Source organism: Sporosarcina beigongshangi, assembly GCF_033485195.1.
Classification (GTDB): domain Bacteria; phylum Bacillota; class Bacilli; order Bacillales_A; family Planococcaceae; genus Sporosarcina; species Sporosarcina beigongshangi.
Genome location: NZ_JAWLIR010000031.1, coordinates 32305 through 57510, shown reverse-complemented (window position 1 = coordinate 57510; position 25206 = coordinate 32305). Strand labels below are relative to the sequence as shown.

The 25206-nt window shown below is 44.0% G+C and carries 22 protein-coding genes and 2 other annotated features; all 22 genes read left to right on the top strand.

Translation table 11 applies throughout. The features are described 5' to 3' along the window. Positions 1 to 18 precede the first annotated feature (18 nt). The 22 genes from R2B77_RS13710 (at position 19) to rpoC (ending at position 25116) form a co-directional block, all read left to right on the top strand. Complete coding sequence (locus R2B77_RS13710) at positions 19 to 2478, top strand: ATP-dependent Clp protease ATP-binding subunit (protein WP_203247850.1); 2460 nt, start codon at positions 19 to 21, stop codon at positions 2476 to 2478. A 206-nt stretch (positions 2479 to 2684) separates the two neighbouring features. Then, positions 2685 to 4058: a DNA repair protein RadA gene (radA, locus tag R2B77_RS13705; RefSeq protein ID WP_203247851.1), complete on the top strand. Its 1374-nt coding sequence runs from the start codon at positions 2685 to 2687 to the stop codon at positions 4056 to 4058. Positions 4059 to 4220: 162 nt separating this feature from the next. Continuing rightward, a complete protein-coding gene (locus R2B77_RS13700) occupies positions 4221 to 5324 on the top strand; it encodes a PIN/TRAM domain-containing protein (RefSeq protein ID WP_203247852.1) in 1104 nt (367 codons plus the stop codon). Positions 5325 to 5362: 38 nt separating this feature from the next. Then, complete coding sequence (gene ispD / locus R2B77_RS13695) at positions 5363 to 6043, top strand: 2-C-methyl-D-erythritol 4-phosphate cytidylyltransferase (protein ID WP_203247853.1); 681 nt, start codon at positions 5363 to 5365, stop codon at positions 6041 to 6043. Positions 6044 to 6102: 59 nt separating this feature from the next. Further along, entirely contained in the window at positions 6103 to 6579 is a 477-nt protein-coding gene (ispF, locus tag R2B77_RS13690) for a 2-C-methyl-D-erythritol 2,4-cyclodiphosphate synthase (RefSeq protein WP_203247854.1), read from the top strand. Between the two features lie 75 nt (positions 6580 to 6654). Further along, the gene (gene gltX / locus R2B77_RS13685) at positions 6655 to 8115 is read left to right on the top strand and encodes a glutamate--tRNA ligase (RefSeq protein ID WP_203247855.1); all 1461 of its coding nucleotides are present in this window, start codon (positions 6655 to 6657) and stop codon (positions 8113 to 8115) included. Positions 8116 to 8191: 76 nt separating this feature from the next. Beyond that, positions 8192 to 8409, top strand: a binding site (T-box leader). A 91-nt stretch (positions 8410 to 8500) separates the two neighbouring features. Continuing rightward, positions 8501 to 9163 carry a serine O-acetyltransferase gene (gene cysE / locus R2B77_RS13680; protein WP_203247856.1) on the top strand — a complete coding sequence of 221 codons (663 nt, stop codon included), beginning with the start codon at positions 8501 to 8503 and terminating at the stop codon, positions 9161 to 9163. Beyond that, a complete protein-coding gene (cysS, locus tag R2B77_RS13675) occupies positions 9160 to 10560 on the top strand; it encodes a cysteine--tRNA ligase (protein ID WP_203247857.1) in 1401 nt (466 codons plus the stop codon). The genes cysE and cysS overlap by 4 nt, the downstream gene beginning before the upstream one ends. A 5-nt stretch (positions 10561 to 10565) precedes the next feature. Further along, complete coding sequence (locus R2B77_RS13670; RefSeq protein WP_203247858.1) at positions 10566 to 10988, top strand: Mini-ribonuclease 3; 423 nt, start codon at positions 10566 to 10568, stop codon at positions 10986 to 10988. After that, a complete protein-coding gene (gene rlmB / locus R2B77_RS13665) occupies positions 10985 to 11743 on the top strand; it encodes a 23S rRNA (guanosine(2251)-2'-O)-methyltransferase RlmB (RefSeq protein ID WP_203247859.1) in 759 nt (252 codons plus the stop codon). Before R2B77_RS13670 ends, rlmB begins: the two co-directional genes overlap by 4 nt. Then, positions 11740 to 12255, top strand: coding sequence for an NYN domain-containing protein (locus R2B77_RS13660; protein ID WP_203247860.1), 516 nt, complete (start codon positions 11740 to 11742; stop codon positions 12253 to 12255). The genes rlmB and R2B77_RS13660 overlap by 4 nt, the downstream gene beginning before the upstream one ends. 101 nt (positions 12256 to 12356) lie before the next feature. Next, complete coding sequence (gene sigH, locus R2B77_RS13655; protein WP_203247938.1) at positions 12357 to 12977, top strand: RNA polymerase sporulation sigma factor SigH; 621 nt, start codon at positions 12357 to 12359, stop codon at positions 12975 to 12977. Positions 12978 to 13056: 79 nt separating this feature from the next. After that, the gene (gene rpmG, locus R2B77_RS13650; protein WP_203247861.1) at positions 13057 to 13206 is read left to right on the top strand and encodes a 50S ribosomal protein L33; all 150 of its coding nucleotides are present in this window, start codon (positions 13057 to 13059) and stop codon (positions 13204 to 13206) included. A gap of 53 nt (positions 13207 to 13259) precedes the next feature. After that, complete coding sequence (gene secE / locus R2B77_RS13645; protein ID WP_203247862.1) at positions 13260 to 13445, top strand: preprotein translocase subunit SecE; 186 nt, start codon at positions 13260 to 13262, stop codon at positions 13443 to 13445. Between the two features lie 158 nt (positions 13446 to 13603). Further along, positions 13604 to 14137: a transcription termination/antitermination protein NusG gene (nusG, locus tag R2B77_RS13640; protein ID WP_203247939.1), complete on the top strand. Its 534-nt coding sequence runs from the start codon at positions 13604 to 13606 to the stop codon at positions 14135 to 14137. A 170-nt stretch (positions 14138 to 14307) separates the two neighbouring features. Beyond that, positions 14308 to 14733 (top strand): 50S ribosomal protein L11, encoded by a 426-nt coding sequence (rplK, locus tag R2B77_RS13635; RefSeq protein WP_203247863.1) that lies wholly within the window; start codon positions 14308 to 14310, stop codon positions 14731 to 14733. A 120-nt stretch (positions 14734 to 14853) separates the two neighbouring features. Further along, positions 14854 to 15555: a 50S ribosomal protein L1 gene (gene rplA / locus R2B77_RS13630; RefSeq protein ID WP_203247864.1), complete on the top strand. Its 702-nt coding sequence runs from the start codon at positions 14854 to 14856 to the stop codon at positions 15553 to 15555. 42 nt (positions 15556 to 15597) lie between these two features. After that, positions 15598 to 15745 (top strand) — a sequence feature (ribosomal protein L10 leader region). 33 nt (positions 15746 to 15778) lie between these two features. Next, the gene (gene rplJ / locus R2B77_RS13625; RefSeq protein ID WP_203247865.1) at positions 15779 to 16279 is read left to right on the top strand and encodes a 50S ribosomal protein L10; all 501 of its coding nucleotides are present in this window, start codon (positions 15779 to 15781) and stop codon (positions 16277 to 16279) included. 65 nt (positions 16280 to 16344) lie between these two features. Then, on the top strand, positions 16345 to 16710 hold the full coding sequence (rplL, locus tag R2B77_RS13620) for a 50S ribosomal protein L7/L12 (RefSeq protein ID WP_212391562.1): 366 nt from the start codon (positions 16345 to 16347) through the stop codon (positions 16708 to 16710). Between the two features lie 129 nt (positions 16711 to 16839). Beyond that, positions 16840 to 17442 carry a class I SAM-dependent methyltransferase gene (locus R2B77_RS13615; protein WP_203247866.1) on the top strand — a complete coding sequence of 201 codons (603 nt, stop codon included), beginning with the start codon at positions 16840 to 16842 and terminating at the stop codon, positions 17440 to 17442. A 400-nt stretch (positions 17443 to 17842) separates the two neighbouring features. Next, entirely contained in the window at positions 17843 to 21385 is a 3543-nt protein-coding gene (rpoB, locus tag R2B77_RS13610; protein WP_203247867.1) for a DNA-directed RNA polymerase subunit beta, read from the top strand. 128 nt (positions 21386 to 21513) lie between these two features. Then, a complete protein-coding gene (gene rpoC / locus R2B77_RS13605) occupies positions 21514 to 25116 on the top strand; it encodes a DNA-directed RNA polymerase subunit beta' (RefSeq protein ID WP_203247868.1) in 3603 nt (1200 codons plus the stop codon). Positions 25117 to 25206 lie beyond the last annotated feature (90 nt).

Below are 25206 nucleotides of genomic sequence, written 5' to 3'. Positions count from 1 at the left end.
AGAAGGAGAGGACTGAATATGATGTTTAATCGATTTACACAGCGCGCACAAAAAGTGTTGCAACTTGCCCAAGAAGAGGCGATTCGGATGAAACACGAATCCATCGGAACAGAACATATTTTACTTGGACTGATTCGTGAGGGCGGGGGCATTGCCGCAAAAGCGCTTGAAGCGATAGATGTTAGCTTTGAAACGATCGAGCAAGGTGTGGAAAAACTTGTCGGTGCAGGGTCAAAGGAAGTCGGTCCAATCGTTCATTATACGCCGAGGGCTAAAAAGGTCATTGAATTATCGGTAGATGAGTCACGCAAGCTAGGGCATTCCTATATCGGTACGGAGCATATTTTACTCGCCCTCATTCGTGAAGGTGAAGGGGTTGCAGCGCGTGTCTTAAACAATGCAGGAGTCAGCTTGAACAAAGCGCGTCAACAGGTGCTACAGCTGCTCGGTAGCAATGATAGCTCGGCGGGCAGTCAAGGTGTTGCAAATTCAGCATCAACACCCACATTGGACAGTCTTGCACGCGATTTAACAGAAATTGCACGCGAAGGTACGCTCGATCCCGTCATCGGACGTAGCACGGAAATTACACGTGTGATTGAAGTGCTGGCACGTCGTACAAAAAACAATCCTGTGCTTATCGGTGAACCAGGTGTAGGGAAAACGGCGATAGCAGAAGGGCTCGCACAACAAGTCGTGAATAATGAAGTGCCGGAAATTCTTCGTGACAAGCGAGTCATGACACTTGATATGGGAACTGTAGTTGCTGGAACGAAATATCGTGGTGAGTTTGAAGATCGCATGAAAAAAGTGATGGAAGAGATTCGACAAGCGGGTAATATTATTCTGTTTATCGATGAGTTGCATACACTAATCGGTGCAGGTGGAGCTGAAGGAGCAATTGATGCATCTAATATTTTGAAACCTTCTCTCGCACGTGGTGAATTGCAATGTATTGGTGCTACAACACTTGACGAATATCGTAAATATATCGAGAAGGATGCCGCACTTGAAAGACGTTTTCAGCCGATTCAAGTCGACGAGCCAACTGTCGATGAGACCATCCAAATTATTTACGGATTGCGCGACCGGTACGAAGCGCATCACCGTGTGAAAATTACGGATGCTGCGGTCGAAGCAGCAGCGAAAATGTCGGATCGTTATATTTCTGACCGTTTCCTTCCGGATAAGGCCATTGATTTGATTGACGAAGCAGGCTCAAAAGTACGTCTTCGTTCCTATACAACACCGCCTAATTTGAAGGAACTTGAATTGAAATTGGAAGCCATTCGTTCTGAAAAAAATGCGGCTGTCCAAAGTCAGGAATTCGAAAAGGCTGCTTCTTTCCGTGATAAGGAACAGAAGATGAAAGAAGAGCTTGAGACGACGAAAACAGCTTGGAAAGAAAAACAAGGGCAAACAGAATCGGAAGTAACGGTCAACGAAATCGCCGAAGTAGTGGCGATGTGGACGGGTATTCCGGTCTCGAAAATCGCCGAAACAGAAACGGCGAAATTGCTCAATATGGAAGAAGTGCTACACGAGCGTGTCATTGGTCAAGCGGAAGCAGTGACGGCTATTTCCCGGGCAATACGTCGAGCGCGTGCTGGATTGAAAGATCCGAAACGTCCAATTGGGTCGTTCATTTTCCTAGGGCCTACAGGTGTCGGGAAAACGGAATTAGCAAGAGCGCTTGCAGAAGTCATGTTTGGGGACGAAGATGCGATGATTCGTGTCGACATGTCTGAGTACATGGAAAAACACTCTACGTCACGCCTTGTTGGTTCGCCTCCGGGCTATGTCGGCTATGATGAGGGAGGACAGCTGACGGAAAAAGTTCGTCGCAAACCGTACTCTGTTGTCTTACTCGATGAGATTGAAAAGGCGCACCCAGATGTCTTCAATATTCTGTTACAAGTATTGGAAGACGGTCGTTTGACAGATTCAAAAGGTCGTACAGTCGATTTCCGCAACACGGTTGTCATTATGACATCCAACGTAGGTGCGCAGGCATTGAAGAAAAATCGTTACGTCGGCTTTAATTTACAGGAGCCAGGACGCGATTATGAAGGTATGAAAGAAACGATGCTTGGTGAGTTGAAGAAGGCATTCCGACCGGAGTTCTTAAACCGTGTAGATGAAATGATTGTATTCCACTCACTTGAAAAAGAGCATTTACGTGAAATTGTTACACTGATGTCTAACGAATTGACGAAACGTCTCGGAGAGCAAGATATTGAACTTGTGTTAACAGATGAGGCGAAACTGAAAATTGTGGATGCCGGGTATGACCCAGAGTACGGTGCTCGTCCATTGCGTCGCGCCCTTCAAAAGCACGTCGAAGATCGATTGTCTGAGGAACTTCTTAAAGGGACAGTTTTGACAGGTGGAAAAGTGCTCGTCGATGTGGAGGACGGAGAATTTACCGTCAAGACCGTTACCGATAAAAAGAAAAAGCAAGTTACAGCGGAAAAATAATAAGTGAATGGGATAGTCTGTCCGTCGAAGGTGTTTTTCGATGGAATTGGGCTGTCCTTTTCGTCTTCATTCATCTAAGGTTAAACTTCAGATAAATAAAGACGAAGGAAGGAAACTTAAGTGCGCCGTGTTCTGTGGGGTACTTGCTTGATTCGAAATCTGGACGCAATTACGTCGAGGCATAATGGATAGATGTGGAGGGCAATATGGCAAAAAGAAAAACGAAATTCATGTGTAGGTCCTGTGGCTATGAATCGCCGAAGTGGATGGGGCGCTGCCCGGGGTGTGGGGAATGGAATACGATGGACGAGGAAGTTGAAATTGTTCAAAAAGGCCCGCGAGGTGCATTCCAGCATACCGATAATGTTCGTCAGAAGGCTATGCCAATCAGTGCCATTGAAACGGTAGAGGAGCCGCGGATTGACACGGATTTAGAGGAATTAAACCGGGTGCTTGGCGGCGGAGTTGTCCCGGGCTCGCTTGTCCTTATAGGTGGAGATCCGGGAATTGGTAAGTCCACGCTGTTGCTGCAAGTCTCATCGTTACTTGCCAATAAAGGGCAGCGCGTGCTGTATATTTCGGGCGAGGAATCAATTCGTCAGACGAAGCTCCGTGCAGAGCGGCTTGGTGTAGCGTCAGATGAGCTTTATATATTTGCAGAAACAGATTTAAGTCAAATTCATGAAACAATTTCTAGCGTAGAGCCGCAGTTTGTTATTGTAGACTCTATTCAAACGGTTCATCACCCAGAGGTGACATCGGCGCCGGGAAGTGTGTCGCAAGTACGGGAATGTACAGCGGAATTGATGCGTATTGCGAAGACGAAGAATATCGCTATTTTCCTTGTTGGGCATGTGACGAAGGATGGCCAAATTGCAGGGCCAAGACTGCTAGAGCATATGGTGGATACCGTTCTTTATTTTGAAGGGGAAAGGCATCATACATACCGTATTTTGCGTAGTGTAAAAAATAGGTTTGGCTCAACGAATGAGATTGCTATTTTTGAAATGCTACAGGCTGGATTAAAAGAAGTGTTAAATCCTTCGGAACTATTTTTACAGGAACGCTCGCAGGGAGGGGCAGGCTCAACGGTCGTTGCCTCGATGGAGGGAACGCGTCCGATTCTTGTGGAAATACAAGCGCTTGTCACGCCATCGAGCTTCAATTACCCGAAACGAATGGCGACAGGGCTTGATCAAAATCGTGTGTCCTTGCTCATGGCAGTGTTAGAGAAACGAATAGGGATGCTGTTGCAGGCACAGGATGCTTATATTAAAGTGGCTGGCGGTGTAAAGTTGGATGAACCGGCCATTGACCTAGCGGTGCTGATGAGTATTGTTTCTAGCTATAAAGATACGGCAGCTGGTTTGTCCGATTGTTTTATTGGCGAGGTTGGGTTGACGGGGGAAGTGCGTCGAGTTTCTCGTATCGAACAACGTGTGACGGAAGCAGCGAAGCTAGGCTTTGAGCGTGCTATTATTCCCGCATCCAATCTAGGGGGCTGGGATTATCCGAAAGGTATTCAAGTAGTGGGTGTAGAAACGGTTAGTGATGCTTTAAAACTTGCCTTTTCGAACTAGCAGGAATGAAGGAGTGTCAAGAAGGCAATTATGTGAACAGCGAAACTTCTATATGTGATTCGGAGTCCTATCACATATAGAAGGAAATTTTCGTACATTTAATGCTTATCAAGGCAGCTTGTAGGGAAAACATGTATAATTACAAAAAAGGAGGTGGTTCATATGTTGAAAAGAGTAGTTCAAGTTTCATTACTGCTTATCGGTGGAACACTTGGCGTTTTATTTTTACCGCATTTATTCACATTATTTTCCTTTACTTCGAATCCGTTCATCAATAATCCTTACGTATCCGCCATTCTTGGAGCAACAATTTTATTTGTGCTAAGTCTTTTTATAACTGAACCAATTGTTAATTTTATTAAATGGCTAGAAGACCGTTTACTGAAGGCACCGATTTTTGATTTACTGTTTGGGACGATTGGGCTTATGGTTGGTTTAAGCTTGGCGTTTCTTGCTAGTTTTGGTTTAAGCAGTATGCAGATTCCGTTTATCACATCGATTGCACCAATTTTATTATCCATTCTTCTCGGTTACTTAGGTTTCCAGGTTGGTTTTAAAAAGCGTGAAGAATTCATAACGGCTTTGCAATCTACAAAAAATAGTGGTTTAAAGAAGAGAGACGCGGAAGAGGCGTCTTCGAAAAAAAATAGTAATTTTAATAAAATATTGGACACAAGCGTGATTATTGATGGTCGAATTGCTGACATTTCAGCGACTGGTTTTCTTGAAGGTGTGCTCGTTGTACCCCAGTTTGTTTTAACGGAATTACAACATATTGCAGATTCTTCCGATACGTTAAAGCGAACGAAAGGTAGGCGTGGCCTGGATGTTCTGAAGCGAATGCAAACGGATGATGGACCGAATATTCTCATTACGGATGAGGATTTTGCAGATGTGTCTGAAGTTGATTTGAAGCTTGTTCGCTTAGCTAAAAAAATGGGCGGTCTCGTTGTTACGAATGATTTTAATTTGAATAAGGTGGCAGATTTACACGGCGTATCCGTGTTAAATATTAACGACTTGGCGAATGCGGTGAAGCCGGTAGTTATTCCGGGTGAGGATATGCATGTGGTCGTTATTAAGGATGGCAAGGAGTATAATCAAGGAATTGCTTACTTAGATGATGGGACGATGATTGTCGTGGAAGAAGGAAAATTCCATATTGGCAATGCGATTGATGTAGTTGTGACGAGTGTGCTACAAACATCGGCAGGAAGAATGATTTTTGCGAAGCCGAAAAACGGTAAACCTGCAAAAGCGAATTAAGAGTTGTAGCAAGTAAAGAAAGAAGAGGAAGATCAGTCGTGAAGTATACAGTTATGATGCCGGCAGCAGGAAGCGGACAGCGGATGGGTGCCGGTTACAATAAGCTTTTTTTGAGATTGAATGATAAGCCGATACTTGCACATACACTTACTGTGTTTGAAGGAGATCCAGCTTGCGAGGGGATTATTTTGGCGGTGAAAGCGGATGAGCGCGATGAAATTCAAACGATGCTCGAACAGTTTTCCATAACGAAAGTAACAGCGATGGTAGATGGTGGAGGCGAACGGCAAAATAGCGTTGCGGCTTGTATTCAAGCGTATGATGGAAATGGCATTGTCCTTGTCCATGACGCGGCTAGGCCGTTCATCCGCCGCTCGGTTATTAATGAGCTGGTCAAAGTTGCAGCTGAGCATGGGGCGGCAATTGCGGGTGTTCGTGCGAAGGACACGATGAAAGTTGCTTCGGCGGGTGTGGTGGAAGAAACGGTAGATCGGAATATACTATGGATTATTCAGACGCCACAGGCATTTCGCTACGCTTTATTGCAGGAGGCCTCTGCCGAGGCTGAGGCTGAAGGCTTTTTAGGGACGGATGAATCCATGCTAGTGGAACGGCTAGGTCATCCTGTCAGAATCGTCGAAAGCACGTATGATAATGTTAAGATGACGACGCAGGAAGATCTCGTTTTCGGAGAGATTTTATTAAAATCCAGCAGATGATGCGCCACTTTTATAAGTGGCGGGATTGATTAAATAGACAGTAGGAGTAGGTGGAGAAAATGATTCGAATTGGACAAGGATTTGATGTGCACGAGTTCGGAGAAGGTCGTCCGCTCATTATTGGTGGAATTACAATTCCGTATGATCGAGGGCTGACAGGACATTCTGACGCGGATGTACTGTTGCATACCATTACCGATGCGGCACTTGGCGCAATTGGTGAAGGAGATATCGGACGACATTTCCCTGATACGGATGAGGCGTTTAAAGATGCCGATTCTGCAGTGTTATTAGAAAAAATTTGGGCACTTGTAGAAGATAGAGGTTACAAATTGGGTAATATCGACTGCACCATTATGGCGCAAAAGCCGAAAATGGCACCTCATATTGGGGAAATCCGTGCACGTGTGGCACAGCTGTTACGTGCCGATGTGACACAAGTGAATGTCAAGGCAACGACGACAGAGAAATTAGGCTTCGTAGGACGCGAAGAAGGCATCGCATCGATGGCTACAATTCTACTGTTAAAGTCATGATGAGGCGTAATTGATAACAATCTTAGCAAGTGATAGAATGGCATGTAATTAAATTAGAACGGAGATGTACGAACTATGACAGCAGAAGTACGTGTACGCTATGCGCCAAGCCCAACTGGCCATTTACATATTGGAGGAGCGCGAACGGCGCTTTTTAACTATTTATTTGCACGTCATCACGGTGGGAAATTCATCGTGCGGATTGAGGATACGGATACAGAGCGTAACATTGAAGCTGGCGAGTTATCTCAGCTCGACAATTTGAAATGGCTAGGTATCGACTATGATGAGTCTGTCGATATCGGGGGGCCATACGGTCCTTATCGTCAAATGGAGCGCCTAGATATTTATACAAAGCACGCGAAAGAAATGCTTGAAGGCGGACAGGCTTACAAATGTTTCTGTACGACAGATGAGCTGGAAGTTGAGCGTGAAAAACAGAAAGCATCTGGCATCGCTGCGCCGATGTATGGCGGAACATGTCGTCATTTGACAGCCGATGAAGTGGCGGAAAAAGAAGCTGCTGGCATTCCGCATACAATTCGTATGAGAGTTCCAGAAAATATTACGTACAAAGTGGAAGACCTTGTTCGTGGTACAGTCGCATTTGAGTCGAAGGATATCGGTGACTGGGTACTTGTCAAAGCGAATGGCATTCCGACCTATAACTTCGCGGTCGTCTTCGATGATCATTATATGAAGATTTCCCACGTTTTCCGTGGTGAGGAGCATTTGACAAACACACCAAAACAATTGATGATATTCGATGTTTTTGGATGGGAATACCCACGTTACGGTCATATGACGTTGATTGTTAACGAAGATCGCAAAAAGCTTTCAAAACGTGATGAGTCTATTATTCAATTCATTTCACAATATAAAGATCTCGGCTATTTACCACATGCGATGTTCAATTTCTTTGCGCTACTGGGGTGGTCGCCGGGTGGAGAAGAGGAGATCTTCTCACACGAGGAGCTGGTTAAGTTATTCGATGAAAGTCGTTTGTCTAAATCACCTTCAATGTTCGATAAACAAAAGTTGACATGGATGAACAATCAATACATGAAGCAGATGAGCCTTGATGAAGTGGTTGACTTTGCCTTGCCACATCTGCAAGAAGTAGGTCTAGTGAATAAAGAAATGACGGCAGAGGAAGCTGCGTGGGCACGCGATTTGATTGCCCTTTATCACGATCAACTGAGCTTTGGTGCTGAAATTGTTGAATTGTCCGCCCAGTTCTTCACGGAAGAGCTTGAATACGATGAAGAATCCCAAGCTGTGCTGGCGGGTGAGCAGGTGTCTGAAGTAATGGCTTCATTCCGAGCTCAATTAGAAGCGCTTGAAACGTTTGATGCTGCGTCTATCAAGGATGCCATCAAAGCCGTTCAGAAGGAAACTGGTCACAAAGGGAAAAACTTATTTATGCCAATTCGTGTTGTGACGACAGGTCAAATGCATGGGCCTGAATTGCAGTCTTCGATTGCGCTCATCGGTAAAGAGAAGTCGATTGCACGAGTTGCGAAGTACGCGAAGTAATTGCATTGACTTTACAGCTTGTCAGCATGTAATATAAATGATTAATAGCTATAAGAAGAATAAACACAATTTAAAATAGACTGCTTTGATAAGGAGAAGTACATATTGCAAGCTCTTCAGAGAGGATCATCACCGGCTGTAAGTGATCCGTGCCGCTGCAATGTGGAAATGCACCTTTGAGTGCCGTGCCGAACGTGAGTAGGCCGGACGCATCGTCAGCGTTATGGACGTCAAGCGGGAAGGGGAAAATACCTTCCAAGCGGAGTGGAACCGCGCATTCAATGCGTCTCTGTCATTTTTGGCAGAGGCGTATTTTTTATTTGAATTCAGCGAAAAAACCATCTGCTGAACACGGATTTTTAGAGAAAAAAAGGAGGAGAGAATATTGTTTCAACGCATGAAGGAAGACATTCAGTGCATATTTGATCAAGACCCGGCCGCGCGTAGTACATTGGAGGTTGCGCTTACTTATTCAGGTTTACACGCCATTTGGTCTCACCGTATTGCACATGCACTATATAAAAAGAAATTATTGTTTTTAGCACGAGTTGTGTCACAAATTAGCAGATTTTTCACAGGGATTGAAATTCATCCGGGTGCAACGATTGGGCGTCGATTTTTTATCGATCATGGTATGGGTGTCGTTATAGGAGAGACGTGTGAAATTGGTAATGACGTCACAATTTACCAAGGTGTGACGCTAGGTGGAACGGGTAAAGAGAAAGGAAAGCGGCATCCGACGCTTCGTGATAATGTGCTTGTTGCATCAGGTGCAAAGGTGCTTGGTTCTATTATAATTGGTGAGAACAGCAAAGTGGGGGCGGGATCAGTTGTGCTCAAGGATGTTCCAGCTGATTCCACCGTTGTTGGCATTCCGGGGACGATTGTCGTCGCGAATGGTGTTAAGGTGAAAAATAAGTACGACCACCAAGAAATGCCGGATCCAGTAGCCGATAAATGTGAGATGCTTGAAAATGAGCTCGAACAGTTAAAAGGGCGACTTGTTGAAATAGAGAAATCTGCTGAAAAGGAAGGAAACTTATTATGACCATTCAAATTTATAATACATTAACGCGAAAAAAAGAGCCTTTTATTCCGATGGAAGAAGGAAAAGTGAAGATGTATGTATGTGGGCCAACGGTTTACAACTACATCCATATTGGTAATGCCCGTCCCGTGATTGTTTTCGATACGGTTCGACGTTATTTGGAATATAGAGGTTTTGATGTATCGTACGTTTCGAATTTTACGGATGTTGACGATAAAATTATTAAAGCGGCCAATGAGTTAGGGGAAGAAGTAGGAGAGCTAACGGATCGGTTTATTAACGCCTATTTTGAAGATGTTGGTGCGCTTGGTTGCGGTAAGGCTGATGTTCATCCACGTGTGACGGATCATATCGAAGACATTGTTGAATTTGTTCAAGTGCTTATTGATAAAGGATTTGCTTACGAATCACAAGGGGATGTCTATTATCGTACGCGGAAATTTGTAGGATATGGCAAGTTGTCACAACAATCGACAGATGAGCTGAAGATTGGTGCGCGGATTGAGGAAGGCGTTAAAAAAGAAAATTCTCTTGATTTTGCATTGTGGAAAGCGGCGAAGGAAGGCGAAATTTCATGGGAAAGCCCATGGGGGGCAGGACGTCCCGGCTGGCATATCGAATGTTCAGTGATGGCGCGTGAGCATCTCGGCGATACGATTGATATTCATGCAGGTGGTCAAGACTTAACATTCCCGCACCATGAAAACGAAATTGCGCAATCGGAAGCAATGACGGGCAAGCAATTTGCGCGTTACTGGATGCATAATGGGTATATTAATATTGACAATGAAAAAATGTCGAAATCACTGGGGAACTTTGTGCTCGTCAACGATATTCGTAAACAGATTGATCCGCAAGTGTTGCGTTTCTTTATATTATCTGTTCATTACAGACATCCAGTCAATTTCTCACAGCATCTTGTTGAAGGTGCCGCAAATGGTTTAGAGCGTATTCGTACGGCGTACAATAATTTGGAGCACAGACTTGCGACGTCCGCCGACCTCGGAGACCAGAAAGATGTCTGGTTACACAAAGTGGATGAACTCAAGCAAACATTTGAATTGGCGATGGATGATGACTTTAATACGGCCAACGCAATTGCATCGATTTTCGAACTTGTGAAGTTAGCGAACGTCTATTTATTAGAGAAGAATACGCAATCGGAAGTACTTCAGCACTTCATCCAGACATTTGATAGTTTATTATCAGTTCTCGGGCTACCGTTTACTACGGGGGCCGAGCTATTGGACGAAGACATCGAGGCGTTAATCGAAGAGCGGTTAGAGGCACGTCGCAACCGAGATTTCAATCGTTCAGATGAAATTCGAGATGAATTGAAGGCGAAGGGAATCCTTTTAGAAGATACAGCGCAAGGTACGCGCTGGAAGAGGGATTAAACGGGATGTACAACTTGCGTGATATAGACGTTAAACAATTAAATCCTTTAGCTCTTGCGTATATGGGAGATGCGGTGTACGAACAAGCAGTTCGTGAGCATCTCCTGCGCTCGGGGCGTGTGAAACCGAATGTGTTACATAAAGAGGCCACAAGTTATGTGTCTGCAAAATCACAGGCGGCAGTTGTGAAAATGATGCAGCAATCAGGTTTTATGACAGAGGAAGAGGAAGCGGTCATGAGACGGGGGCGCAACGCCAAGTCAGGTTCAGTTCCTAAAAATACCGATGTTGTGACGTATAATTATAGCTCGGGATTCGAAGCGGTAGTTGGATGGCTCTATTTATTAGGCAGAACAGAGCGGGTAGCAGAATTTATAGGTGAATCCATTGCATTTATAGAGAAAGTAAAGGAGGAGGGGAAACCATGACGGAAATAGAAGCGGAATTGATTGGTGGTAAAAACCCTATTGTCGAAGCGTTGCGCTCAGGTAGAGAATTGAACAAGATTTGGATTGCTGAAGGACTTAATAAAAAAAGTATCGGGGAAATTCTGGCGCTTGCCAAAGAGGCTGGGGTTATCGTTCAAGCAGTGCCGAAGCAGAAATTGGACGGCATGTTGGATATGAACCATCAAGGGATTATTGCATCGGTTGCAGCCTACGAGTACGCAGAACTTGAAGATCTTTTCAATGTTGCAAAAGATCGTGGGGAAGACCCATTTTTCATAATTCTAGATGAGCTTGAAGATCCTCATAACTTAGGGTCAATCCTACGGACGGCAGACGCGTCAGGCGCACACGGGATTATTATACCGAAACGTCGTTCTGTTGGTTTGACAGGTGTTGTGGCGAAGGCGTCGACGGGTGCAATTGAACATATCCCTGTCGTTCGTGTAAATAATCTTTCGCAGACAGTGGAGGAATTGAAAAAGCGCGGTGTTTGGATCGCGGGGACAGATGCAGCTAAATCAGTGGATTACAGGTTGATGGACGCAACATTACCACTTGCCATTATTATCGGCAGTGAAGGGAAAGGGATGTCGCGTATATTGAAGGAAAAATGTGACTTCCTTTATCATTTGCCGATGGTAGGACACGTGACGTCATTGAATGCTTCTGTTGCTGCTTCGCTTTTGATGTATGAAGTGTTACGTAAACGTCAACCGCATCAGTCTGGAAGATGAAAAAGGATGTACTTCTTGTTGACGGCTATAACGTCATCGGTGCGTGGCAGGAGCTGCGTAAGCTGAAGGAAAAACGATTGGCAGATGCCCGTGACCGTCTCATTGAGAGAATGGCAGAATACAAGGCGCATACGGGATGGCGTGTCATTATCGTTTTTGATGCGCATCTTGTCCCAGGCGTGGAAAAGAAGAAGAAGCATCATGATGTTGAAGTTGTGTTTACAAGAAAAAAAGAAACTGCTGATGAAAGGATTGAAAAGCTAGTTTCTGAATTAGGCGGACGGCGTATACAAATTCATGTGGCGACATCAGATTTAACGGAGCAATGGGTTATTTTTGCGCAAGGAGCTCTTCGAAAATCGTCTAGAGAATTAGAAATTGAAATGGATGAGATTGATAAAAAAATCACGGGAAAAGTGAAGGAGTTCCAAGAGCAGCGGCCAATTTCAAAGATCCCTTTAACGGACGAAGTTGCAGAAATATTTGAAAAATGGCGGCGTGGAAAGAAATGAACGGTTGACGCAAAAAAAATCTATACGGTATACTTGTAGAATAATAGTGATAGCGAACCGGGGTGATCCAGTTGGTGGAGAGAACATACGTTGAAGGTAGCATATCGGATTTCACCGGGTTATCAGACGGGGAAGTCATTGCAATCATCCACGAAGGGAACACGGATGCACTCGATTTTCTTATTACAAAGTACCAATCATTTGTTAGATTGAAAGCGCGCTCATATTTTCTGATTGGTGGAGATCGGGAAGATATCATCCAAGAAGGTATGATTGGTCTATACAAAGCGATTCGGGACTTTAAAGAGGATCGGTTAAGTTCATTCAAGGCGTTTGCGGAACTGTGCATCACGCGGCAAATCATTACAGCTATTAAAACAGCGACGAGGCAAAAGCATATTCCACTCAATACATCGGTATCATTAGACAAGCCGGTATTTGACGAGGAGTCAGATCGTACCTTGTTGGATGTGATTGCAGGGCCGATTTTGGACGACCCTGAAGGGCTTATGATTCATAAGGAAGACTTTACTCAAATGGAAGAAGAGATGAATAAAGTATTGAGCGGCCTTGAGAAGCAGGTGCTTGCCCTGTATTTGGACGGGCAGTCCTATCAGGAGATTTCGGAAGAATTAAATAGGCAAGTGAAGTCTGTCGATAATGCACTTCAGCGGATTAAACGTAAGCTTGAGCGCTATATGCAAGTCGACGCAGTGCGTTAAGACGAATTTCCATCGTATTGACACCATTAAAATTAGGTGGTACTCTTTAGCAAGACTATGAGTCGTATAGGGTGAGAAAATGTCTAAAAAAGTTATTTTAAGTTGCGATATATGCGGATCACGAAATTATTCCGTGCCGGCACAGAGTAATAAGTCTACGGACCGACTGTCACTCAAGAAGTTTTGTAGCCATTGCAATAAACATACAATGCATAAGCAGACGGCATGAAGTAGACAGGTTTGCTAGCAGCATCATATTTGTATTCGGAGGTTTGCGGTAAAATGAGCAAGTTAAGCGGTTTTTTTAAAGACGTCGTCTCGGAAATGAGAAAAGTCAGCTGGCCGAAACGTAAAGAATTGACACGCTATACAATCGTTGTGCTTTCAACAGTTGTTTTTATGGCGGTGTACTTCGGACTCATCGACCTTGGCATTTCGCGAGTAATGGAATGGTATCTTGCGTTATAATAAGCAACATGAATAAACACTTTGAAAAATATCCCGTCTGACAGTATGAACGGGTTTTTTCAATTGTCTGAACATAAAGGTCTGGGTAGGCTACTTTACTGGGTTTTAATTATGTGCGAAAAAGGAGGGACGGACGAATAGTCCTCGTTATTATGGATATGGAGAAAAATTGGTATGTTGTTCATACGTATTCCGGTTATGAAAATAAGGTGAAAGCCAATCTGGAAAAACGTGTAGAAACGATGGGTATGCAAGATAAAATTTTCCGCGTCGTCATTCCGGAAGAAGAAGAAACGGACTTCAAAGACGGCAAAAAACGGGTAATGATGAAAAAGACATTCCCGGGCTACGTTTTGGTAGAGATTATCATGACGGATGATTCTTGGTATGTCGTCCGAAATACACCTGGTGTGACGGGCTTCATCGGTTCTTCGGGTGGCGGAGCTAAACCAACGCCGTTACTACCCGAAGAGGTAACATTCATCCTTAAACAGATGGGTGTGAAGGAACGCAAGATTGAAGTTGATTATGTCATTGGCGAAATGGTGCAAGTACTTGAGGGGCCGTTTGCGCACTTCCAAGGTAAAGTGGAAGAAATTGATGGAGACAAAGGTAAAGTTAAGGTTACTGTCGATATGTTCGGTAGAGAGACTAAAATGGAGCTGGACTTCGAGCAAGTAGAAAAATTATAATCGAAAATTACTTGCGTGTACTATGTAATTGTGGTATCATTTCAAAGGTCAGACTATGAACAAGTATTCTGAACGGATTAACCAAAATCTACCGGCGTAAGCCGGCAGGCACATATTGAGTGGGAGGGGTAACCCTATTACCACATCACGGACTTAAGGAGGTGTGTCTCGTGGCTAAAAAAGTTATTAAAGTTGTTAAATTGCAAATTCCTGCTGGAAAAGCGAACCCGGCTCCCCCAGTTGGACCGGCGTTAGGTCAAGCAGGTGTGAACATCATGGGATTCTGTAAAGAATTCAACGCGCGTACAGCTGATCAAGCAGGTCTAATCATTCCTGTTGTGATTTCTGTATTCGAAGACCGTTCATTCACTTTCATTACAAAAACTCCACCGGCAGCAGTATTGCTGAAGGTTGCAGCTAATCTTCAAAAAGGTTCAGGTGAGCCGAACAAAAAGAAAGTTGCTACTGTTAAACGCGATAAAGTTCGCGAAATTGCAGAAACAAAGATGCAAGATTTAAATGCAGCATCAGTTGAAGCGGCGATGGCAATGGTTGAAGGTACTGCACGCAGCATGGGTATCACGATCGAAGACTGATCTTGATCTTATGAAGTGATGTTTTTTTGTAGTGGGGGTTGCGCTTGTTCTCTGGAACACGCAACCCTTATTCGTGGGAGGTTTAACCCGTTAAAACCACAATCGAGGAGGAAATTTCAAATGGCTAAAAGAGGTAAAAAATTCACAGAAGCGGCAAAGCTTGTAGAACGTTTGAAAGCTTATGACGTAAACGAAGCGATTGAACTTGCGAAAAAGACTAGCACAGTTAATTTTGACGCGACAATCGAAGTTGCATTCCGTCTTGGAATCGACACTCGTAAAAATGATCAACAAATCCGTGGGGCGGTAGTGCTTCCGAACGGTACTGGTAAAACTCAACGTGTTCTTGTTTTCGCAAAAGGTGAAAAACTTAAAGAAGCTGAAGCTGCTGGTGCAGACTACGCTGGAGACGCGGAGTATATTACTAAAATCCAACAAGGTTGGTTCGATTTCGACGTTATCGTTGCAACGCCTGACATGATGGGTGAAGTAGGTAAAATTGGTCGTGTTCTTGGACCAAAAGGACTTATGCCGAACCCGAAAACAGGTACAGTAACATTTGATGTTACAAAAGCAATCGAAGAAATCAAAGCAGGTAAAGTTGAATACCGTGCAGACAAAGCTGGAATTATCCACGCTCCAATCGGTAAAGTTTCATTCGACAATGAGAAACTTGTAGAAAACTTTGTAACTGTATTTGAAACGGTTCAAAAAGCAAAACCTGCATCAGCAAAAGGCACATACATGAAGTCCGTTAACGTGACATCTACAATGGGGCCTGCTGTTAAAATTGACCCTTCAAGTGTAGTTGTTAAAAACTAATATTGACAAATAGATAGTCCTCTGGTAAGATGACTTTTGTTGTGAATATTACCATTTGTACCGTAGACAGTAGGTGCGGCTTGCCGCTTAAAATTCCTGCCGAGGACAAGACGCTCTTTTATTTAAAAGATGACGACTTTTCTGCCCTCGTGTCTACATGATGTAGATGTGAGGGCTTTTTCATATCGGTATAAGTGACCCCAAATTTTTAGGAGGTGTCCAGATGAGCAAGATACTAGAAGCTAAACAAGCAGTAGTTGGTGAGATTACGGATAAGCTGAAAGCAGCAGCGTCAGTTGTTGTTGTTGATTACCGTGGTCTTGATGTGAGCCAAGTTACAGAACTTCGTAAACAACTTCGTGAAGCAGGTATTGACTTTAAAGTTTACAAAAACTCAATGTCACGCCGTGCAGCTGAAGCTGTTGGACTTGAAGGGTTGAACGAAAGCCTTACAGGACCAAACGCAATTGCATTCTCAAACGAAGATGTTGTTGCTCCTGCAAAAATCCTTAACGATTTTGCAAAGAAAAACGACAAACTAGAAATCAAAGCCGGTATCATCGAAGGTGTAGTTGCATCAGCAGATGATATTAAAGCGTTGGCGGAACTTCCATCACGCGAAGGTCTACTTTCTATGCTTCTCAGCGTACTTCAAGCTCCAATGCGCAACTTCGCGTTGGCAACAAAAGCTGTTGCAGACCAAAAAGAAGAACAAGGCGCTTAATCAAGCAGCCTGAAATACAACTTGCGGGTTAGCCCGACAAAAACAACTATTAGGAGGAACTTATAATGACTAACGCACAAATCCTTGAAGCAATCAAAGAAATGACAGTTCTTGAACTAAACGACCTTGTAAAAGCAATTGAAGAAGAGTTCGGCGTAACAGCTGCAGCTCCAGTTGCAATGGCTGGAGGAGCTGGTGGCGGAGACGCTGCTGCTGAGCAAACTGAATTCGACGTTGTTCTTGCATCTGCTGGAGACCAAAAAATCAAAGTTATCAAAGCTGTTCGTGAAATTACTGGCCTAGGCTTGAAAGAAGCGAAAGAAGTAGTTGATAACGCACCAAAAGCAATCAAAGAAGGCGCTTCTAAAGAAGAAGCAGAAGAAATGAAAGCTAAACTTGAAGAAGTTGGCGCAGTAATCGAACTTAAATAATTTTCTGAATAAATGAAGGGAAGCTCGTCGGATATGGACGGGCTTTTCTTCGTTTTTTTATCTGCGGGTAAGGGGAATCTGGACACAATCACGCTGAGGCGAGATTGATTATTCGAGAGGAGGACTAACATGTCTGAACATTATTACTCGAGAGATCCTAAGGTGAAAAGTGATCCGAAAGAGTGGTCTGCGGTATTACGCGGAAAAACACTGAGATTCAAGACGGACGCTGGGGTATTTAGCAAAGGTGAAGTGGATTTTGGTTCGCGGCTCCTCGCTGAAGCTTTTGTTTTGCCGGAATCGGAAGGAGCTATTTTAGACGTCGGTTGTGGCTATGGTCCAATCGGATTGTCGATTGCCGCATCTTTTCCGGAACGGAGTATTCACATGGTTGACGTCAATGAACGAGCACTCTCTCTCGCAGCGCATAATGCGGGGCAAAATACGATTGGGAATGTGGAAATATATCCGAGTGATGCCTTGTCTGCGGTTGTGACAAGTGGATTTGCTGCAATTTTGACAAATCCTCCAATCCGTGCAGGAAAAGAGACGGTATTCAATTTTTATGAGGGTGCTTTTTTGAAACTTGTTGCTGGTGGTGAGCTGTGGGTCGTTATCCAGAAGAAGCAGGGGGCACCTTCGACAATTGACCGTTTACAAGAACTTTTCGGTAACGTCGAGACAGTTGTAAAAAAAAGAGGTTATTATATATTAAGAGTCGTAAAGTCTTGACTTGAGAGTATTGATATGGTAATGTTGTAAAATGCATAAATTATTATAATGCGTTCGTATGCCCATTTTGTATGAGTAATGGAAATGATAGGCATACTGGCGATGTATAAAAGATTGTCAAACCGAAAATGAGCTCTTACCGGAACTCGTTTTCTTTTTGTTTTTTTCGATATCATACACTATTTTTATGGTTTCGCAAAGGACTAATATTTTTTTATCTTCATTCAGCAGAAGATCCCACCGCTATATGTGGCGGGACGAATGTGGTTTGAATTTCTGTTCAGGGGGTGTTTCCAACTCCCGCTGAACGATGATGAAGCCTCCGGCGGAAGTCGCGAATTTTTTCGAGCGGGCTTGAAAAAATCCGGACGCAATTCCACCAAGGCGAAATTGATAAGGGGTGAAAGAGTTGACAGGTCATTTAGTTCAGTATGGTCAACACCGTCAGCGTAGAAGTTTCGCACGGATCAGCGAAGTGCTGGATCTGCCGAATCTGATTGAAATCCAGACGGCATCTTATGAGTGGTTCATGGAAGAAGGACTACGAGAAATGTTCCGCGATATTTCTCCGATTCAAGACTTTACGGGAAATCTTTCGTTGGAATTCATTGACTATCAGTTGGGAGATCCTAAATATCCCGTTGATGAATCAAAAGAGCGTGACGTTACTTTTGCAGCGCCGCTACGTGTGAAAGTTCGCTTGCATAACAAAGAAACAGAAGAAGTAAAAGAGCAAGACGTTTTCATGGGTGATTTCCCACTTATGACAGAAAACGGAACTTTTGTTATCAATGGTGCGGAGAGGGTAATCGTATCTCAGCTTGTCCGCTCGCCAAGTGTTTATTACAGTGATAAGACAGACAAGAACGGTAAACGTGGCTTTGGTGCAACTGTTATTCCAAACCGTGGTGCTTGGTTGGAATATGAAACAGATGCAAAAGATGTCGTTCATGTCCGCATTGACCGGACACGTAAGTTGCCAATTACAGTACTTCTTCGTGCACTCGGATTTTCATCCGATCAGGAAATCATTGAGTTAATCGGTGATAACGAGTACTTACGCAACACGCTTGAAAAGGACAATACGGAAACTTCTGAAAAAGCATTGCTTGAAATTTACGAACGCCTCCGTCCAGGAGAACCGCCAACACTTGATAGCGCGAAGAACCTCTTGTTCTCTCGTTTCTTCGATGCGAAAAGGTATGACCTAGCAAACGTTGGACGTTATAAAATGAATAAAAAATTGCATGCACAAAACCGTTTGTTCAATCAAATTGTTGCGGAAACATTAGTTGATCCTGAAACAGGTGAAATTTTACTGGAAAAGGACCAGCTTATAGATCGTCGTGCATTAGATCGCCTTCTTCCGCATTTAGAAAAAGGAATCGGTTTTGAAGAAATTACGCACGCAAGTGGAGTACTGGATGAAAAGATTACAATCCAGTCAATTAAAATATATTCTCCGAAAAGTGAAGAGAAACAGGTTATCAATGTTATTTCTAATGCTTATGTAGATGAGTCTGTCAAGCACGTAACACCTGCGGATATCGTTGCATCTATTAGTTATTTCTTTAATCTTCTTCACGGTGTCGGCAATACGGATGATATCGATCACCTCGGTAATCGACGTCTTCGCTCGGTTGGGGAACTTCTACAAAATCAGTTCCGTATTGGGCTTTCCCGTATGGAGCGCGTTGTAAAAGAGCGTATGTCCATTAATGACACGCAATCTATCGTACCGCAGCAACTGATTAATATTCGTCCAGTTATTGCATCGATAAAAGAGTTTTTCGGTAGCTCTCAACTTTCCCAGTTTATGGATCAGACGAACCCACTTGCGGAACTGACACATAAACGTAGGCTATCAGCACTCGGACCCGGTGGTTTGACACGTGAACGTGCCGGAATGGAAGTACGTGACGTTCACTACTCCCACTATGGCCGTATGTGTCCGATTGAAACGCCAGAGGGACCGAACATTGGACTAATCAACTCGTTGTCAACATTTGCGAAGGTGAATAAGTTCGGCTTCATTGAAACACCTTACCGGAAAGTTGACCCGGAAACAGGACGCGTTACAGCGCAAATCGATTACTTGACTGCGGACGTGGAAGATAACTACGTCGTGGCACAAGCGAATGCGATTCTTGCGGAGGATGGCTCTTTCGTCAATGAAGGCGTCGTCGGTCGTTTCCAAGGGGATAATACAGTATTTAAACGTGAACAAATTGATTATATGGACGTTTCACCTAAGCAGGTAGTTTCTGCGGCGACGGCGTGTATCCCATTCCTTGAGAATGATGACTCCAACCGTGCGCTTATGGGAGCGAACATGCAACGTCAAGCAGTTCCTTTGCTCAATCCAGAAGCTCCTTTTGTAGGAACAGGTATGGAGCACGTGTCAGCGCGTGACTCAGGTGCTGCGGTTCTTGCGAAATACGACGGGATTGTTGAACATGTCGAGGCGAAAGAAATTCGTGTACGCCGCATTGAAACTGTGGATGGCAAAGAAGTGAAGGGTGACCTGACGATTTATCGTTTGGAAAACTTCATCCGTTCGAACCAAGGAACATGTTATAACCAACGTCCGATTACAAGTGTAGGAGATCGAGTTAAGCCGCTTGATATTTTGGCGGATGGTCCATCTATGGAACAAGGAGAACTTGCTTTAGGGCGTAACGTTCTAACTGCGTTCATGACTTGGGACGGTTTCAACTATGAGGATGCTATCATTATGAGTGAGCGTCTTGTAAAGGATGACGTATTTACTTCGGTTCATATCGAAGAATACGAATCTGAAGCACGAGATACGAAACTCGGACCTGAGGAAATTACACGTGATATTCCAAACGTTGGTGAAGATGCACTTCGTAATCTTGATGACCGGGGAATCATTCGTATAGGTGCTGAAGTTCGTGATGGCGATATCCTAGTTGGTAAAGTGACTCCAAAAGGAGTTACGGAGCTAACAGCTGAAGAAAGACTGCTACATGCAATCTTCGGTGAAAAAGCACGTGAAGTTCGCGATACATCTCTACGTGTACCACATGGTGCTGGTGGGATTGTTCTTGACGTGAAAGTGTTCAACCGTGAAGACGGTGACGAATTGCCACCAGGTGTGAACCAACTCGTTCGCGCTTATATCGTTCAGAAACGTAAAATTTCTGTTGGAGATAAAATGGCCGGACGTCACGGAAACAAAGGGGTTATTTCTCGTATCTTGCCGGAGTCGGATATGCCTTACTTACCAGATGGCACACCGATTGACGTCATGCTTAACCCGCTTGGTGTACCATCACGTATGAACATCGGACAAGTTTTGGAAATGCATCTTGGTATGGCTTCCCGCAGCCTTGGTATTCACATGGCTTCTCCTGTATTTGATGGAGCCAATGAAGAAGATGTGTGGGAAACGATGGAAGAGGCTGGAATGGACCGTGACGGAAAAACAATCCTGTATGATGGTCGTTCTGGTGAAGCCTTCGACAACCGTGTATCTGTTGGTGTCATGTACTTGATTAAACTGGCGCATATGGTTGACGATAAGCTTCATGCCCGTTCAACAGGACCATACTCACTTGTTACGCAACAACCGCTGGGTGGTAAAGCTCAGTTTGGTGGCCAGCGTTTCGGGGAGATGGAAGTGTGGGCACTCGAGGCATATGGTGCAGCTTACACGCTTCAAGAAATTCTAACTGTGAAATCCGATGACGTCGTAGGACGCGTGAAAACGTATGAAGCGATTGTCAAAGGTGAAAGCGTTCCTCAACCAGGTGTTCCAGAATCGTTCAAGGTTCTTATTAAGGAACTTCAAAGCCTTGGGTTGGACGTGAAGATGTTGTCACTCGATTTAGAAGAAATTGAGTTACGCGATCTTGATGACGATGATGATATGCAACCAACAGACGCTTTGAATCTTATAAAAGAGGATCAGCCTGTCTGATTTGCCTAGTGATGATATAACTGATTGTTAAGGGGGATAATGTTTCCCCCTTAAGTATGTTTGATTAAAAGTGTGCGCTTGCTCGGAAAAGCCAAAAGCAGCGATAAGACTAAAGGGAGGTAGGCTCCTTGATAGATGTAAACAATTTTGAGTATATGAAAATCGGCCTAGCTTCACCAGATAAGATTCGTTCATGGTCCTATGGAGAAGTAAAAAAGCCAGAAACAATCAACTACCGTACGTTAAAACCTGAAAAAGATGGTCTATTTTGTGAACGTATTTTCGGACCTACAAAAGATTGGGAATGTCATTGCGGGAAGTATAAACGTGTACGCTACAAAGGCGTCGTTTGTGACCGTTGTGGAGTAGAAGTAACTCGTCAAAAAGTACGCCGTGAACGTATGGGGCATATTGAACTTGCAGCCCCTGTTACACATATTTGGTATTTCAAAGGGATTCCAAGCCGTATGGGACTTATCCTTGATATGACACCACGTGCTTTGGAAGAAATCATCTACTTTGCATCTTATGTTGTTGTAGATCCTGCGGATACACCGCTTGAAAGAAAGCAATTGCTTTCTGAACGGGAATATCGTATTTATCGTGAAAAGTATGGTTCTAAATTCCAAGCACTTATGGGTGCAGAAGCGATTGAACGTCTGTTAATGGCGATCGATCTCGATAAAGAAATGGAATTCTTGAAAGAAGAATTGAAAACTGTTCAAGGGCAGCGCCGTACACGTGCGATTAGACGTCTTGAAGTTGTTGAATCGTTCCGTAACTCAGGTAACAAGCCTGAGTGGATGGTCCTTGAAGTACTGCCGGTTATTCCGCCAGAACTACGCCCGATGGTACAACTTGACGGCGGACGATTTGCAACTTCTGACTTGAATGATCTATATCGTAGGGTTATTAACCGGAATAATCGTTTGAAACGTCTACTTGACCTTGGGGCACCTGGAATTATCGTTCAAAACGAGAAGCGGATGCTGCAAGAAGCGGTCGATGCGCTCGTGGATAATGGCCGTCGTGGTCGTCCAGTTACAGGACCAGGTAACCGTCCGTTGAAATCTTTGTCTCATATGTTGAAAGGTAAGCAAGGACGATTCCGTCAAAACTTACTTGGAAAACGTGTTGACTATTCTGGTCGTTCCGTTATCGTTGTTGGACCTAACTTGAAAATGTATCAGTGTGGTCTGCCGAAAGAAATGGCGATTGAATTGTTTAAACCATTTGTGATGAAAGAACTCGTTGAACGAGGACTTGCACACAACATTAAGAGCGCTAAACGTAAAATCGAACGCCTTCATTCGGAAGTATGGGACGTTCTTGAAGATGTCATTAAAGAGCATCCGGTCCTTCTGAACCGAGCACCAACTCTTCACCGTCTTGGAATTCAAGCGTTTGAGCCGATTCTTGTAGAAGGGCGTGCAATCACACTGCATCCACTCGTCTGTACAGCTTATAACGCTGACTTCGATGGTGACCAGATGGCTGTTCACGTTCCTTTATCAGCAGAAGCACAAGCAGAAGCACGTTTACTCATGCTAGCTGCACAAAACATTTTGAACCCGAAAGACGGTAAACCAGTCGTTACGCCATCCCAGGATATGGTTTTAGGAAACTACTACCTGACATTGGAGCGTAAAGGTGCAACCGGTGAAGGAACTGTATTCCATAATGCGGACGAAGCACTTATCGCTTATCATAATGGTCACGTGCATCTTCACTCACGGATCGCTATTCAAGCAGGTTCGTTGAATAACCCGACATTTACGGAAGAACAAAATAGCCAATTGTTATTAACGACGGTTGGGAAAGTAATTTTTAACGAAATTTTACCGGAATCGTTCCCGTATATTAACGAACCAACTGATTCCAACTTGGAAGTTGAAACGCCTGCTCATTATTTCGTTCCAGGAACTGTAGATGTGAAAAAACATTTCGCGGAAATGGAACTTGTGGAGCCGTTCAAGAAGAAAATCCTTGGGAATATCATCGCGGAAATTTTCAAACGTTTCCACATTACAGAAACGTCAAGAATGCTTGACCGCATGAAAAACCTAGGATTCAAATATTCAACGCGTGCAGGAATCACAATCGGTATCTCGGATATCGTTGTTTTACCTAACAAAGGCGATATTTTGCAAGAGGCGCAAGATAAAGTTGATAAAGTGATGCAACAGTTCCGCCGTGGTTTGATTACAGAAGAAGAGCGATATGATCGCGTTATTTCTTACTGGAGTCATGCGAAGGATGTCATCCAAGCGAAACTGATGGATTCTCTTGATCACTCGAACCCGATTTACATGATGAGTGACTCAGGGGCACGGGGTAACGCATCTAACTTCACGCAGCTTGCGGGTATGCGTGGTCTGATGGCCAACCCGGCTGGTCGTATCATTGAACTTCCAATCAAATCTTCATTCCGTGAAGGACTGACAGTACTTGAGTACTTCATCTCTACACACGGTGCGCGTAAAGGACTTGCGGATACAGCCCTTAAAACAGCTGACTCAGGTTACTTAACACGCCGACTCGTCGACGTTGCGCAGGATGTTATCGTTCGTGAAGATGACTGTGGAACAGACCGTGGTCTGGAAATCAGTGCATTGATGGAAGGTACGGAATTGATTGAAGGTCTGGATGAGCGTATTGAAGGTCGTCACACGAAGAAGACAATTTATCATCCTGAAACTGGCAAGTTAATTCTTGAAAGAGACGGACTTATTACGGCGGATGCTGCGCGCAACATTCTTGATGCGGGTATTGAAACTGTGACAATTCGTTCAGCATTTACATGTAATACGAAGCATGGTGTTTGTAAGAAATGTTACGGCATTAACTTGGCTACTGGCGAAACGGTTGAGGTTGGTGAAGCGGTTGGTATTATCGCTGCACAATCTATCGGTGAGCCAGGTACACAGCTTACAATGCGTACATTCCATACAGGTGGAGTTGCAGGGGATGACATTACACAAGGTCTTCCTCGTATCCAAGAGATCTTCGAATCGCGGAATCCGAAAGGGCAAGCGGTTATCTCAGAAATCAAAGGTAGCATCATTGAAATTGATGAAATCCGCGAAGGTCAGAAGGAAATTACTATTCAAGGTGAAGTGGAAACGCGTAAGTATCTTGCGCCGTACAATGCTCGCCTGAAAGTTCAAGTTGGCGATACGATTGACCGAGGCGATGTTATTACAGAAGGTTCTATCGATCCGAAGGAACTGATTGTTGTAAAAGATGTAGCCACTGTTCAAAATTACCTCTTGAAAGAAGTTCAAAAAGTATACCGTATGCAAGGTGTTGAAATCGGTGATAAACACGTAGAAGTAATGGTTCGCCAAATGCTTCGTAAAGTGCGCATCATCGAAGCAGGAGACACGGATCTATTGCCGGGCTCATTGTTAGACATCCATCAATTTGCAGATGCGAATGCAGTCGTGCTGAAAGCTGGAAAAGTTCCAGCGACATGTCGTCCTGTCATTCTCGGTATTACAAAAGCGTCACTTGAAACAGAATCCTTCTTGTCTGCAGCGTCATTCCAAGAAACAACTCGTGTCTTGACAGATGCAGCAATCAAAGGGAAAACTGACGAACTACTTGGTTTGAAGGAAAACGTTATTATCGGGAAACTTGTACCAGCTGGAACGGGAATGCAACGTTACCGTCACATCGTTATGGAGCAAGGTGGAGAGAAAACTTCAGCTAAGAAGGTTACAGCTGAATAATTCGATACTAAAACGGGGGATTTAAATCCCCCCGTTTTATCCTTTATGTGTTGACAATTTTCTTTGCAGGTGATAATATACAAAAGGTTG

Coding starts and splice junctions, on each gene's coding strand:
- radA (WP_203247851.1), top strand. CDS start 2,685: ATGGCAAAAAGAAAAACGAAATTCATGTGTAGGTCCTGTGGCTATGAA.
- cysS (WP_203247857.1), top strand. CDS start 9,160: ATGACCATTCAAATTTATAATACATTAACGCGAAAAAAAGAGCCTTTT.
- rlmB (WP_203247859.1), top strand. CDS start 10,985: ATGACGGAAATAGAAGCGGAATTGATTGGTGGTAAAAACCCTATTGTC.
- nusG (WP_203247939.1), top strand. CDS start 13,604: ATGGAGAAAAATTGGTATGTTGTTCATACGTATTCCGGTTATGAAAAT.
- rplJ (WP_203247865.1), top strand. CDS start 15,779: ATGAGCAAGATACTAGAAGCTAAACAAGCAGTAGTTGGTGAGATTACG.
- gltX (WP_203247855.1), top strand. CDS start 6,655: ATGACAGCAGAAGTACGTGTACGCTATGCGCCAAGCCCAACTGGCCAT.
- R2B77_RS13615 (WP_203247866.1), top strand. CDS start 16,840: ATGTCTGAACATTATTACTCGAGAGATCCTAAGGTGAAAAGTGATCCG.
- R2B77_RS13700 (WP_203247852.1), top strand. CDS start 4,221: ATGTTGAAAAGAGTAGTTCAAGTTTCATTACTGCTTATCGGTGGAACA.
- rplA (WP_203247864.1), top strand. CDS start 14,854: ATGGCTAAAAGAGGTAAAAAATTCACAGAAGCGGCAAAGCTTGTAGAA.
- R2B77_RS13670 (WP_203247858.1), top strand. CDS start 10,566: ATGTACAACTTGCGTGATATAGACGTTAAACAATTAAATCCTTTAGCT.
- rpmG (WP_203247861.1), top strand. CDS start 13,057: ATGTCTAAAAAAGTTATTTTAAGTTGCGATATATGCGGATCACGAAAT.
- R2B77_RS13660 (WP_203247860.1), top strand. CDS start 11,740: ATGAAAAAGGATGTACTTCTTGTTGACGGCTATAACGTCATCGGTGCG.
- ispF (WP_203247854.1), top strand. CDS start 6,103: ATGATTCGAATTGGACAAGGATTTGATGTGCACGAGTTCGGAGAAGGT.
- rplL (WP_212391562.1), top strand. CDS start 16,345: ATGACTAACGCACAAATCCTTGAAGCAATCAAAGAAATGACAGTTCTT.
- R2B77_RS13710 (WP_203247850.1), top strand. CDS start 19: ATGATGTTTAATCGATTTACACAGCGCGCACAAAAAGTGTTGCAACTT.
- secE (WP_203247862.1), top strand. CDS start 13,260: ATGAGCAAGTTAAGCGGTTTTTTTAAAGACGTCGTCTCGGAAATGAGA.